Origin of the sequence: Pseudomonas sp. BN415, assembly GCF_029871195.1 — a bacterium.
GTDB lineage: Bacteria > Pseudomonadota > Gammaproteobacteria > Pseudomonadales > Pseudomonadaceae > Metapseudomonas > Metapseudomonas resinovorans.
In genome coordinates, this window is record NZ_SSOK01000027.1 from 21,307 (window position 1) to 34,017 (window position 12,711).

General features: G+C 63.6%; 11 protein-coding genes. 7 read left to right on the forward strand and 4 right to left on the reverse strand.

Going from position 1 to position 12,711, the window contains the following annotated elements; genetic code table 11:
- Positions 1–9: 9 nt before the first annotated feature.
- From E8F20_RS07140 to E8F20_RS07155, 4 genes are all read left to right on the forward strand, one after another.
- Positions 10–777, forward strand: coding sequence for a 3-hydroxyacyl-CoA dehydrogenase (locus E8F20_RS07140; protein WP_028631186.1), 768 nt, complete (start codon positions 10–12; stop codon positions 775–777).
- A gap of 10 nt (positions 778–787) precedes the next feature.
- On the forward strand, positions 788–1,981 hold the full coding sequence (locus E8F20_RS07145; RefSeq protein WP_280283141.1) for an acetyl-CoA C-acyltransferase: 1,194 nt from the start codon (positions 788–790) through the stop codon (positions 1,979–1,981).
- Positions 1,982–1,991: 10 nt separating this feature from the next.
- Positions 1,992–3,119 carry an acyl-CoA dehydrogenase family protein gene (locus E8F20_RS07150; protein ID WP_280283142.1) on the forward strand — a complete coding sequence of 376 codons (1,128 nt, stop codon included), beginning with the start codon at positions 1,992–1,994 and terminating at the stop codon, positions 3,117–3,119.
- Positions 3,120–3,248: 129 nt separating this feature from the next.
- Positions 3,249–4,019 carry an enoyl-CoA hydratase gene (locus tag E8F20_RS07155; RefSeq protein WP_280283143.1) on the forward strand — a complete coding sequence of 257 codons (771 nt, stop codon included), beginning with the start codon at positions 3,249–3,251 and terminating at the stop codon, positions 4,017–4,019.
- A gap of 135 nt (positions 4,020–4,154) precedes the next feature.
- On the opposite strand, the gene E8F20_RS07160 is transcribed toward E8F20_RS07155, so the two are convergent.
- A complete protein-coding gene (locus E8F20_RS07160) occupies positions 4,155–5,078 on the reverse strand; it encodes a LysR family transcriptional regulator (protein WP_280283144.1) in 924 nt (307 codons plus the stop codon).
- A 151-nt stretch (positions 5,079–5,229) separates the two neighbouring features.
- Between E8F20_RS07160 and E8F20_RS07165 the strand changes: the two genes are divergently transcribed.
- Entirely contained in the window at positions 5,230–6,459 is a 1,230-nt protein-coding gene (locus E8F20_RS07165) for an acyl-CoA dehydrogenase (protein ID WP_137820763.1), read from the forward strand.
- Between the two features lie 72 nt (positions 6,460–6,531).
- On the opposite strand, the gene E8F20_RS07170 is transcribed toward E8F20_RS07165, so the two are convergent.
- Both E8F20_RS07170 and E8F20_RS07175 read right to left on the reverse strand, forming a co-directional pair.
- Positions 6,532–6,705 (reverse strand): hypothetical protein, encoded by a 174-nt coding sequence (locus E8F20_RS07170; protein WP_280283145.1) that lies wholly within the window; start codon positions 6,703–6,705, stop codon positions 6,532–6,534.
- Positions 6,698–7,708, reverse strand: coding sequence for a TerC family protein (locus E8F20_RS07175; protein ID WP_280283146.1), 1,011 nt, complete (start codon positions 7,706–7,708; stop codon positions 6,698–6,700). The genes E8F20_RS07170 and E8F20_RS07175 overlap by 8 nt, the downstream gene beginning before the upstream one ends.
- 358 nt (positions 7,709–8,066) lie before the next feature.
- Here E8F20_RS07175 and E8F20_RS07180 point away from each other — a divergent pair, with 358 nt between their 5' ends.
- Complete coding sequence (locus tag E8F20_RS07180; protein ID WP_280283147.1) at positions 8,067–10,310, forward strand: TonB-dependent siderophore receptor; 2,244 nt, start codon at positions 8,067–8,069, stop codon at positions 10,308–10,310.
- A gap of 95 nt (positions 10,311–10,405) precedes the next feature.
- Here the strand turns inward: E8F20_RS07180 and E8F20_RS07185 are convergent, their stop codons facing one another.
- Positions 10,406–11,773, reverse strand: coding sequence for a phosphate ABC transporter substrate-binding/OmpA family protein (locus tag E8F20_RS07185; RefSeq protein WP_280283148.1), 1,368 nt, complete (start codon positions 11,771–11,773; stop codon positions 10,406–10,408).
- A gap of 271 nt (positions 11,774–12,044) precedes the next feature.
- Between E8F20_RS07185 and E8F20_RS07190 the strand changes: the two genes are divergently transcribed.
- Complete coding sequence (locus E8F20_RS07190; RefSeq protein ID WP_280283149.1) at positions 12,045–12,374, forward strand: YegP family protein; 330 nt, start codon at positions 12,045–12,047, stop codon at positions 12,372–12,374.
- The last annotated feature ends 337 nt before the right edge of the window (positions 12,375–12,711 follow it).

The following is a 12,711-nucleotide window of genomic DNA, read 5'->3' on the forward strand; positions in this document are numbered from 1 at the left end:
GTCGTAAACGTGCGTATCGAGAATTCCGTTTTCCTGGTGACCGGCGGCAGCTCCGGCCTTGGCCTGGCCACCGCCCGCGAGCTGGTGGGGCAGGGCGGCAAGGTGGTGCTGGTGGACATCAACGCCGATGCCGGCGCCGCCCGTGCCGAAGAACTGGGTGCCAACGCCCGCTTCGTCAAGGCAGACATTACCCGTGATGAGGACGCCCGCGCGGCCGTGACCGCCGCCGTCGAGGCCTTTGGTGGCCTGCACGGGCTGGTCAATTGCGCGGGTGTCGCCCCGGCCGAGAAGGTCATCGGCCGCAACGGCGCGCATGCCCTGGACAGCTTCGCCCGGACGATCAGCATCAACCTGGTGGGCAGCTTCAACATGCTGCGCCTGGCCGCAGAAGCCATGGCCCAGGGCGAGCCGAATCAGGAAGGTGAGCGCGGCGTGATCATCAACACCGCCTCGGTCGCGGCCTTCGACGGGCAGATCGGCCAGGCGGCCTATTCCGCGTCGAAGAGCGGTGTGGTCGGCATGACCCTGCCGATCGCCCGCGAACTGGCGCGCCACGGTATTCGCGTGATGTGCATCGCGCCCGGCATCTTCGAAACCCCGATGATGGCCGGCATGCCCCAGGAAGTCCGGGATTCCCTCGGCGCAGCAGTGCCGTTCCCGCCGCGCCTGGGTCGCCCTTCCGAGTACGCCGCGCTGGTCCGTCATATCGTCGAGAACACCATGCTCAACGGTGAAGTCATCCGCCTCGACGGCGCCATTCGCATGGCTGCCAAGTAAGGAGAACGCCATGACCCAGAGAACCGATCCGATCGTTATCGTCAGTGCCGTGCGCACGCCCATGGGCGGCTTCCTCGGCGACTTCAAGGACATGACTGCGGCGCAACTGGGCGCTGCCGCCAACCGCGCCGCATTGGAACGCGCCGGCGTGCAAGGCGACGCCGTGGACGAAGTCATCATGGGCTGCGTGCTGCAGGCCGGCCAGGGCCAGGCCCCCGCACGGCAATCCGCGCTTGGTGCGGGCCTGCCCCAGAGCGTGGTCTGCTCCACGGTGAACAAGATGTGCGGCTCGGGCATGAAGTCCGTGATGCTGGCCCATGACCTGCTGCTCGCCGGCAGCGCCGACGTGGTGCTGGCCGGTGGAATGGAGAGCATGTCCAATGCGCCCTACCTGCTAGAACGCGCCCGCTCCGGCTACCGCATGGGCCACGGCAAGGTGCTGGATCACATGTTCCTCGATGGCCTGGAAGACGCCTACGACAAGGGCCGCCTGATGGGCACCTTCGCCGAGGACTGCGCCCAGGCGTACGGCTTCACCCGCGAACAGCAGGATGCCTTTGCCATCACCTCACTGACCCGCGCCCAGAAGGCCATGGCCGACGGCCGCTTCACTGCCGAGATCGTGCCGGTGGAAGCCACGTCCGGCCGTGAACGGGTGACCATCAGCCAGGACGAACAACCGCCCAAGGCGCGCCTGGACAAGATCCCCACCCTGAAGCCGGCTTTCCGCGAGGGCGGCACCGTCACCGCGGCCAACGCCAGCTCCATTTCCGATGGTGCCGCGTCGCTGCTGCTCATGCGCCTGTCCGAGGCGGAAAAGCGCGGCCTGACCCCGCTGGCGCGTATCGCTGGCCATGCCTCCTTTGCCCATGCGCCGAACCTCTTCACCACGGCGCCGGTGGGTTCCATCCAGCGCGTTCTGGCCCGCACCGGCTGGGGTCTGAATGAGGTGGACCTGTTCGAAGTGAACGAGGCCTTTGCCGTGGTGCCCATGGTCGCCATGCGTGACCTGGATATCCCCCACGACAAGCTCAACGTCCACGGCGGCGCCTGCGCCCTGGGCCACCCCATTGGCGCCTCCGGCGCCCGTGTGCTGGTGACCCTGCTCAACGCCCTGACCCAGTACGACCTGAAGCGTGGCGTGGCGTCGCTGTGCATCGGTGGTGGTGAGGCGACTGCAGTCGCCATCGAGCGCATGAGCTGAGGAACGCGCAATGATCCCGAACGAAGACGAAATCCAGATCCGCGACATGGCCCGGCAGTTTGCCCAGGAACGCCTGAAACCCTTCGCCGCCGACTGGGACCGTGAGCACCGCTTCCCGGCCGAGGCCATCCGCGAAATGGCCCAGTTGGGCTTTCTCGGCATGCTGGTGCCGGAGGCGTGGGGCGGCGCGGCCACCGGCCACCTGGCCTACGCCATGGCCCTGGAGGAGATCGCTGCTGGTGATGGCGCCTGCTCCACCATCATGAGCGTGCACAACTCGGTGGGCTGCATGCCCATCCTCAAATACGGAAGCCAGGAGCAGAAGGAACGCTTCCTGCGCCCGCTGGCCACGGGCGAGATGATCGGCGCCTTCGCCCTCACCGAGCCCCAGGCGGGTTCCGATGCCAGCGACCTTCGCACCCGTGCCCGCCGCGACGGCGACCACTACGTGCTGAACGGCGCCAAGCAGTTCATTACCTCGGGCAGCCATGCGGGGATGGTGATCGTATTCGCCGTGACCGATCCGCAGGCCGGCAAGAAGGGCATCAGCGCATTCATCGTGCCCACCGACACGCCCGGTTATCAGGTCGTTCGGGTCGAGGAAAAACTCGGCCAGCACGCGTCGGACACCTGCCAGATCCAGCTGGACGAGGTGCGCATTCCGGCGTCCCTGCGCTTGGGCGAGGAGGGTGAGGGCTACCGCATCGCCCTGTCCAACCTGGAAGGCGGGCGCATCGGCATTGCCGCGCAGTCCGTCGGCATGGCCCGCGCGGCCTTCGAGGCGGCGCGGGACTACGCCCACGAGCGCAAGACCTTCGGCAAGGCGATCATCGAGCACCAGGCGGTGGCCTTCCGCCTGGCCGATATGGCCACCCAGATCGCCGTCGCGCGGCAGATGGTGCACCACGCTGCCAGCCTGCGCGAAGCCGGCATGCCCTGCCTGACCGAAGCCTCCATGGCCAAGCTGTTCGCCTCGGAAATGGCCGAGAAGGTGTGTTCGGCTGCCATCCAGACCCTGGGCGGTTACGGCTACCTGAAGGACTTCCCGGTGGAGCGGATCTACCGCGACGTGCGCGTGTGCCAGATATACGAAGGCACCTCCGACGTGCAGCGCATGGTGATCGCCCGCAGTCTTTGATCCCTGGGGCAGCTGCGCTGCCCTTAGCGAATGAGTTCCCCCCATAAGGCCTGTACCGAAGCACTGTGGGGGCGATTTCAATCGCTATGCAGGCCGCAGGCCTGCCCATTTTTCATGAAGGAACTTCCTATGACCTACCAGACCCTGCTGGTGGAGCAGGCCGGCGCTGTCGGCCTGGTCACCCTCAATCGCCCCGAGGCGCTGAACGCCATCAACACCCAGCTCATCGACGAGCTGAACCGGGTGCTCGACGGATTCGAACGGGATGCATCCATCGGCTGCGTGCTTATCACCGGTTCCGCCAAGGCCTTCGCGGCGGGGGCGGACGTCAAGGAAATGGCCGAGCTGTGCTTTCCCGGCACTTACCTCGACGACTTCCTCGGCCGCTGGGATCGCGTGGCCCAACGGCGCAAGCCGATCATTGCCGCCGTGGCCGGCCACGCACTGGGTGGCGGATTCGAACTGGCGCTGATGTGCGATTTCATCATCGCCGCAGACACCGCGCGATTCGGATTGCCGGAAGTGAAACTGGGGGTGATTCCGGGTGCCGGCGGTATCCAGCGCCTGACCCGCCTGGTAGGTCGCGCCAAGGCTATGGAGCTGCTGCTGAGCGGTCGCAGCATGGATGCCATCGAAGCCGAACGCAGTGGCGTGGTGGCACGGGTGGTGCCCGCGGCCGAACTGCTGGAAGAAGCCATGGACAGTGCCAGCCGCATCGCCGCGCAATCGCGCACCGCGGTGATGATGCTCAAGGAGTGCGTCAACCGCGTGGACGAAGGCTCGCTGGCGGAGGGGCTGCGCTTCGAGCGGCGGCTGTTCCAGGCAGTGTTCGCCACGCCGGACCAGAAGGAAGGCATGGGCGCCTTCATCGAGAAGCGCAAGCCGGAGTTCGGTCGTTAGCCCCGTCCTCTAGGGGGCATTGTGGGGGCGAATTCATTCGCTGAGGGGAGCGCAGCAGCCCCCCGCGGTATTGCAGGGCAGGTCTTCGACCTGCTTAGCGATTGAAATCGCCCCCACAGTGTTCGTGCCCAGATATCACGCCCGTTCCTTCTGCTCCTGCGCCGTCACCTGCTGGCAGATTTCGATGATCTGCTCGCGCATCCAGCGGTTGGCCGGGTCCTGATCGGTGCTTTCGTGCCAGTAGAGGTGGGTTTCCAGGGACGGCACGTCATGCACCGGGAGGTCCACGTAGTGCAGGTCCTGGCGGCGGGCGAAGCGCTCCGGGACGGTGATGGCCAGGTCGGTGCCGTGCAGCACGGTCGAGGCCATCAGGTAGTGCTGCGAACGCAGGGTCACCTTGCGCTGGATACCCATCTTGCCCAGTGACAGGTCCACGTAGCCCAGGCCGCTGCGACGGCTGGAAATGTGGATGTGGGACAGCGACAGGTACTCGTCCAGGGTGATCTTTTCCTTGGCCAGAGGATGACCGCGGCGCATGGCGCAGACGTAGCGGTCTTCCATCAGTTTCACGTGGCGCACTTGCGGGTCGGTGTTGAGCGGGGCGTCCACGGCGAAGTCCAGGCGGCCGGCGGCCAGTTCCTTGGTGGTTTCGCGGCGCTTGGCCAGGAAGCTCTCGATCTGCACGGTTGGCGCCAGGCGGCGCAGGCGCTGGAACAGCGGCGGCAGGATCACCGTTTCGGTGAGGTCGGTCATGCTGATGCGGTAGGTCTTGTTCGCCTGGGCCGGGTTGAAGGTGCGGCTTTCCTGCACCGATACCCGCAGCAGCTGCAGGGCATTGCGCACCGGGCCGATGATGTTCTGCGCCATGGGCGTGGGCACCATGCCTTGGGCGGTGCGCACAAAAAGGGGATCGTTGAAGGTTTCCCGCAGGCGGGCGAGGGCGTTGGAGACGGCGGGCTGGGTGATGCCGACGATCTGGCCGGCGCGGGTCAGGTTGGCCTCGGTATAGATGGCGTCGAAGACGATGAAGAGGTTGAGGTCTACCTTGTTCAGATTCATGCCGGGCGTGCTCCTCGAAGTTGTTTTTATCAGCGGATCATATATCGGTGATGAATGTTCATAGATGCCGAAAATAGACTAGGGAAATCTTACGCCCTGTTCTAGCATCCTTACCAGACCTCACCAAACAGCCCGTAAAAGGTAGCCCCGCATGGATTTCGCCTATTCCCCGAAGGTCCAGGAACTGCGTGAACGCGTCACCGCATTCATGGACGCCTATGTCTATCCGGCCGAGCCGGTATTCGAGCAGCAGGTTGCCGAAGGCGACCGTTGGCAGCCCACCGCGATCATGGAAGAGCTGAAAGCCAAGGCAAAGGCGGAAGGACTGTGGAACCTGTTCCTGCCGGAATCCGAGTACGGCGCTGGCCTCACCAACATGGAGTACGCGCCCCTGGCCGAGATCATGGGCCGCTCCCTGCTGGGCCCGGAGCCGTTCAACTGCTCCGCGCCGGATACCGGCAACATGGAAGTGCTGGTGCGCTACGCCAATGAAGAACAGAAGCGTCAATGGCTGGAGCCTCTGCTGCGTGGCGAGATCCGTTCGGCCTTCGCCATGACCGAGCCGGGCGTGGCTTCGTCCGATGCCACCAACATGGAAGCCCGCGCGGTGCGCCAGGGTGACGAGTGGGTCATCAACGGCCGCAAATGGTGGACGTCGGGCGCTTGCGATCCGCGCTGCAAGATCCTCATCTTCATGGGCTTGTCCAACCCGGACGCGCCGCGCCACCAGCAGCACTCGATGATTCTGGTTCCCATGGACACCCCCGGCGTGAAGGTCCTGCGCCCGCTGCCGGTGTTCGGTTACGACGACGCACCTCACGGCCATGCCGAGGTGCTTTTCGAAGACGTGCGCGTGCCCTACGAGAACGTGCTGCTGGGCGAGGGTCGCGGCTTCGAGATTGCCCAGGGTCGTCTCGGTCCGGGCCGCATCCACCACTGCATGCGCTCCATCGGCATGGCTGAACGCGCCCTGGAACTGATGTGCAAACGCGCCGTCAGCCGCACTGCCTTCGGTCGCCCGCTGGCGCGTCTGGGTGGCAACATCGACAAGATCGCCGACTCGCGGATGGAAATCGACATGGCCCGCCTGCTGACCCTGAAGGCGGCCTACATGATGGACACCGTGGGTAACAAGGTAGCCAAGAGCGAAATCGCGCAGATCAAGGTCGTGGCGCCCAACGTCGCCTTGCGCGTGATCGACCGCGCCATCCAGATCCACGGTGGTGCCGGTGTTTCCAATGACTTCCCGCTGGCCTACATGTACGCCATGCAGCGCACCCTACGCCTGGCCGATGGCCCGGATGAAGTGCACCGCGCGGCGATCGGCAAGTATGAAGTCGGCAAATACGTACCCAAGGAAATGCTGCGCAGCGGTCAGTGATCGCCCGCAACGAAGAAGGCCCGCATTGCGCGGGCCTTTTTCGTTTCTCTGTTTCGTAGTTCGGGCTACGGGCTATTCCTTCTTGGGAGCATCCCCCTCGCGCAGCCAACCCATCCGCAGGTGCAACTGTGCCGCGAAGGTGCGCGCGGCCAGTTCCTCCTGAAAGGTCAGGCCGCGTTGCCCCAGGCGTACCCGCCAGTAGGTCCGGCCGCCTTTCTCGAAGGGCTCAATATGCACTTCATCCATGTTTCTCCAGGTCTCCCGTGCGCTGGGCCGGGCGGTCGCGGGTTTTCAACAGGGACAGGAGCACGCCGCCGGCAAGGAGGCCGAAGGTTACGCCAAGGGACAGCAGCGGGGGAATCTTGCCGATGAAGCCGTGCAGGAAAATCTTGCCGCCGATGAAGATCAGCACCAGGGCCAGGGCGTACTTCAGGTAGACGAAACGGTGCATCAGTGCCGCCAGGGCGAAGTAGAGGGCGCGCAGGCCGAGAATGGCGAAGATGTTCGAGGTGTAGACGATGAACGGGTCCTGGGTGATCGCGAAGATCGCCGGGACGCTGTCCACCGCGAACACCAGGTCGGCCAGTTCGATCAGCACCAGGGCCAGGAACAGCGGGGTAGCGTAGAGCAGGGCCTTGCTCTCGCCGGCTTTCTTCAGGCGTACGAAGAAGTGCGCGCCGTGCAGGTCGTCGGTAACGCGGATATGACGGCGGACAAATTTGAGCACCGGATTGTTGGCCAGATCCGGATGGGCTTCCTGGCGGGCGAAGAGCATCTTCACGCCGGTAAACAGCAGGAAGGCGCCGAACACGTAGAGGATCCAGTCGAATTCCTTCACCAGGGCGCTACCCAGGCCGATCATGATCGCGCGCAGCACCACCACGCCGAGGATGCCCCAGAACAGCACGCGGTGCTGGTAGCGGCGGGGGATGGCGAAGAAGCCGAAGATCATCGCCATGACGAAGACGTTGTCCATGGACAGCGATTGTTCGACCAAAAAGCCGGTGTAGAACTCCAGCGCACTCTGCGCACCCAGCTCGAACCAGACCCAGACACCGAACAGCACGCCGACGCTGAAGTAGCCGCCGTAGAGCAGCAGGCTTTCGCGCATCTCGATTTCGTGTTGGTCGCGGTGAAGCACCCCGAGGTCGAAGACCAGCAAGGCAAGGACTATTGCGAGGAAGACGAGCCACAACCAGGTGGCGGTGCCGAGGAAGTCGGCGGTGAGAAATGCATGTAGAGCTGCCATGAGCCCCTCCTTCTGTCGTAGTTGAAGAAGTGACTCCGACATGGCGGCTGGCAAGCCGTCAGAGGGGCCCGGCGTCACAAAAGGAAGCCTAACCGTTGGTCGGGCAAGGTAGATACGGGGGCGCTGTAACAAATCTTTGCCCTGTCTTTGCCTGAAATCTCCCTATGAGCATCCAAAGAATTCTGATTTGCATTTGGTAATGATTATTATTAGATGATAATTTCTGCATCCGCCGTCAGATGCGCTTCCGCCTGCACGGCCGCCAGGCGCCAGCCAAGGGCGCCGCACACAGCAGAAAAATAGAAAGCCAGTGGTTAGCCGGCTAACCAAGCAGACAGACCATTCAAGGGGTTTGAGAGTGCAACAGCAAAATGCGTTCAACGCGGTGAATACGGCTGGGGATGCCGTTGCCGCACGGCTCAAGCGTCACCCGTTGTCCGTGGCGATCCTGGGGGTGACCCTGGCATTGCAGGCCGGTGGGGCGCTTGCCGAAGAGCAGCAGAACGGCAATGGATCGCTGGAACTGGTGGCGACTTCCATCACCGACAACCGTCTGGGTGAAGCCACTGAAGGCACGGGTTCCTACACCACCGGTTCGACACGCACCGCCACCAAGCTGTCGCTGTCGCCTCGCGAGACCCCGCAATCGGTCAGCGTCATCACTCGCCAGCAGATGGATGACCAGGGCCTGACCAGCATCGGTGATGTGCTTTCGAAAACACCGGGTATCACCGTCAACAAGCTGGATAGCAGCCGCGCCAGCTTCAAATCCCGCGGCTTCGAGATCGACAACTTCCAGATCGATGGCATCCCGGCGGCCTTCCGCTTCGGCAATGGCATCGACCAGGCCGACATGGTCATCTACGACCGCGTGGAAGTGCTGAAGGGCTCTACCGGCCTGCTCAGCGGCTTCGGCAGCCCTTCTGCCACCGTCAACCTGGTGCGCAAGCGCCCGACCAAGGAACTCTCCGGCTACGTTTCCGCCGGTGCTGGCAGCTGGGACACCTACCGCACCGAGTTCGACATCGGCGGTTCGCTGACTCCCCAGGGCAGTGTGCGTGGCCGCTTCGTTACCGCCTATGAAGACGGCCAGTCCTTCATGGACCACCTGTCCGAAACGAAGCAGGTCTTCTACGGCATCCTTGAAACCGACATCACTGAAGACACCTTGCTGAGCGCCGGCCTGAGTCGCCAGACCAACCGCCCGGAAGGCTCCTCCTGGGGCTCTTCGACCCCGCTGGTGGACAGCAACGGCAACGAGTTCACCCTGTCCCGTTCGTTCAATCCAGGCACCAAGTGGAGCCAGTGGGACAACACCGCCGACAACGCCTTCGTGACCCTGGAGCAGCGCCTCGCCCACGACTGGATCGTGAAGGCTTCCATCAGCCGCACCGAGACCGATGCACCCATCACCCTGGGCTCCGCCGCCAGCGGCAACCCGAACCCGGTGGATGGCAGCGGCATGTTCATCTGGCGCGGCAAGTACCGCTACGAAACCGCCCAGAATGCATACGACCTCTACGCCAGCGGCCCCTTCCAGCTGCTCGGCCGCGAGCATGAGCTGGTGGTCGGCCTGTCGCACCGCGATATCGAATCCAAGTCCACCAACTGGCCCTTCTTCTTCGACAGCGTGCCGACCATCAATGGCTGGACCGGTGACTTCCCTGAGCCGGCCTGGGGCAATCCGACCTCCAGGCAGGATGACGAGCTGAAAGAGTCCGCCGCCTACCTGACCGGACGCTTCAAGCCCACCGACGATCTGTCGATCATCCTGGGCAGCCGCGTCTCCAACTGGGAGCTGGACAGCACCGGTACCGACCTAAGCACCGGCCAGAGCGCCAAGCTGCAGGATCTGCAGGAAAACGGCGTGGTGGTGCCCTATGCCGGCGTGGTCTACGACCTGAACGACACGTACTCGGTCTATGCCAGCTACACCAGCATCTTCAAGCCCCACGAGAGCGAGCAGGATGCCAGTGGCACGGCCATCGAGCCGGAAGAGGGTGATGCCTACGAGTTGGGCCTGAAGGCAGAGTTCTTCGATGGTCGCCTGAACGCCAGCGCAGCCGTGTTCGAGGTCAAGCAGGACAACCTGCCGGAGCAGATCGGTTTCGACGCGGTCAACAACAAGTCCATCTACCGTGCTGTGCAGGGCGCCAAGACCAAGGGCTTCGAGCTCGAGGTCGCTGGCGAGCTGATGCCGGACTGGCAGGTGCAGGGTGGCTACACCCACCGCATTACCCGTGACGGTGATCACGACAAGATCTCCACCACCGAACCGGAAGACATGTTCCGCCTGTCCACCAGCTACCGCCTGCCGGGCCAGTTCAACAAGCTGACCATCGGTGGCTCCGCCAGCTGGCAGAGCAAAATCTGGAAGGACGTGTGGAACCCGGCGACCAATGCCAGCGACTTCGAGTACACCCAGGAGAGCTACTGGCTGCTGGATGCGATGGCGAAGTACCAGGTTACCGAGCAGGTGTCGGTCACTCTCAACGCCAATAACCTCACCGACGAGAAGTACTTCAGCAACCTGGGCTTCTACGAAGGTGGTTTCTACGGCGATCCGCGCAACTACATGCTGACCACCCGCTTCGACTTCTGATGCGGCAAGGCCCTGCTCCCGAAAAGGGGCGGGGCCTCCCATCTTCCGTAGGATGGGTTGAGGTACGAAACCCATCGGCGGGGCTATCCGCCGGCTCAATACACCCAGACTTCCACCCGACGGTTGCGAATCCGTCCTTCCTCGGCCGTGTTGGCCGCCACCGGCAACTCGTCTCCGAGCCCGGTCACGTCCCGCAGGCTCACGCCACCCTTGGCCAACTCCCGGCGCACCGCCATGGCCCGCAGCTTGGACAGCAGTTCGGCACGTTGCGGGTCGGCCTTGGGATCGCCAAAGCCCACCAGTACCGCCTTCTGTTCCACCTTGTTGGACTGTTTCAGGTAATCCAGCACCCGCTCCACGTCGCGCAGGGCCTTGTTGTCGAGGTTGGCGCTGCCTTCCTGGAAACGGAAGTTCACCGACAAGCGCTGGGCATGGGTGGCCAGGTCGCGGTAACGCTCGGGCATATCCTGCAGCGCCTGGACCTTGATTGCCTGGACCTGCTGGGCGACGAAACCGGTCTGATCGACGATCGCCTGGCCGCGTGGGCTCTGGGCGAAATGCACCAGGGCCTGGGCCCAGCGATTCTGCTCACCCGGCTTGATATAGATGAACAACCGACGCGACAGCGGATAATCCTCGGTGGCGATCAGCTCTGTGCTGGGCGGCATCGCCTGGGAGTTGCCGTCGGCAATCGCCAGTGCACGGGCCTGATTGATCGAGGCCAGGCCGACGAAGCCGATCCCCAGCGGATCGCCACTGACAGCGGCAGACAGCTTGTCATTCGATTCGAAGCGCTGGGCGGTGCCGGACAGGCTCTTGCCCTGGCGGGCCAGTACCAGTTCCTTGAAGGTGTCGTAGGTGCCGGACTGGTCATCGCGGGCATAGAGGTGAATGGCACCGCCCTTGCCGCCGAGTTCGTCCCAGGTCTTCGTTTCGCCAGCGAACACAGCGGCCAGCTGTGCGGTGGTGAGGGCGCGCAACGGGTTGTCCGGGTGCAGGATGATGGCCAGGCCGTCGATGGCGATCACCTGTTCGGCGTAATGGCTGCGCAAGTCACCGAAGGTGGAAAGGTCCTTGGCTTCGGCGTCCTTGATCGGGCGCGAAGACGCGGCCAGGTCAGCGCTGCCCTCCTTGAGTGCGGTGAAACCGGTGGACGAGCCATGGGCGGCCAGTTCCACGCGGATTTCCCTGCCCTGGGCATCGTGGCCGAGGATGTGCACCTCGTTTTCCCGATCCCCTGGCGTCTGGTGAATCGCGCGCATCCCTTCTTCTTCCAGCATCCCCTTGATCAGCGCCGGCCCCAACTTGGCGCCGATGGTGTTGGAGCCCTGGATACGCAGGACAGTCTCGGGCTGGGCGGCAAAAACCGACCAGGGAAAGGCATAGCAGACGAAACCGAGCAGCAACATGCTGAGGGCACGGCCCCACAGGTCCTTGTCGCTGGCGGTCATGGCGCGCGGCATGGGCAAACACCTTGTTACTAGGGAGTGGAAGGAGCCGCGAGATTAAGTCAGCCGGGTGACGGAGATATGACAGGACGGCTCTGGCATGGGGCTTTGCTGTATACGGCGAAATTTCGCCTGAAGCGACGTGGCCGCTCCTACAGCTCAATAAGCCCGGTCCTGCTAGCCGGAAAAATGCAAAGGGGTAGGGTAGCCCGCTGCTTGAAATGCCCCGCGGGGTGTTTCAAGCCGGCGCTTACGCGCATCCCCTAATTGTTCGAGGAGTGTTGTGATGAGTGGTTGGTTCGAGCTGCGCAAGAATACGGGTGGCACTTGGCGCCTGCGTTTGAAGGCAGCCGATGCGCAGACCCTGCTGGATACCGGTGTCTATGAGGACCGTGGCGTCGCGGAGGCGGCCATGGCCCTGTTTCGCGAGAACTGCGTGCATGAGGAGCGCTTCGTACGGCGCATCGATTCCAGCGGCAAGAACTACTTCAAGCTGCGCGCGGCCAACAAGGACATCATCGCCCGGAGCCACCTCTATGACTCCGAGCACGCCCTGCAGCGCGCTATCGAGACCATCATGCGAGTGGGTGCGACCCAGATGGTGAAAGAGGCCTGAGCGAACAGGCGATGAAAGAAGAAAGGCCCATCAATGATCGATGGGCCTTTTTCGTGCTTGTGGCTGAGCAGTGCGAAGCCCAACTCGCAGTTCATGCACACCGATTCTCAACTGAACCTTGCCGCTATGTTCCCGGGCTTCTCCCTTCCTTTCCAACGCCGCGCCTAAGTGCCCCGGCGGAGGTTCGAACCTCCGCCGGGGGCCTTGTGTCGTGTCTTTTCTGCGTCCTCCAGGTATCGCGATTGCCGATAGGTCGCATCCCAACAAGCGATTAGTCAGAGCCAGCCCCTCACGTCAACCTTTGCCCGTCGCCCGGTCATTCCCGCCTGGCGATGCC

Coding starts and splice junctions, on each gene's coding strand:
- E8F20_RS07160 (WP_280283144.1), bottom strand. CDS start 5,078: ATGAATCTGAACAAGGTAGACCTCAACCTCTTCATCGTCTTCGACGCC.
- E8F20_RS07150 (WP_280283142.1), top strand. CDS start 1,992: ATGATCCCGAACGAAGACGAAATCCAGATCCGCGACATGGCCCGGCAG.
- E8F20_RS07155 (WP_280283143.1), top strand. CDS start 3,249: ATGACCTACCAGACCCTGCTGGTGGAGCAGGCCGGCGCTGTCGGCCTG.
- E8F20_RS07190 (WP_280283149.1), top strand. CDS start 12,045: ATGAGTGGTTGGTTCGAGCTGCGCAAGAATACGGGTGGCACTTGGCGC.
- E8F20_RS07165 (WP_137820763.1), top strand. CDS start 5,230: ATGGATTTCGCCTATTCCCCGAAGGTCCAGGAACTGCGTGAACGCGTC.
- E8F20_RS07145 (WP_280283141.1), top strand. CDS start 788: ATGACCCAGAGAACCGATCCGATCGTTATCGTCAGTGCCGTGCGCACG.
- E8F20_RS07170 (WP_280283145.1), bottom strand. CDS start 6,705: ATGGATGAAGTGCATATTGAGCCCTTCGAGAAAGGCGGCCGGACCTAC.
- E8F20_RS07175 (WP_280283146.1), bottom strand. CDS start 7,708: ATGGCAGCTCTACATGCATTTCTCACCGCCGACTTCCTCGGCACCGCC.
- E8F20_RS07185 (WP_280283148.1), bottom strand. CDS start 11,773: ATGCCGCGCGCCATGACCGCCAGCGACAAGGACCTGTGGGGCCGTGCC.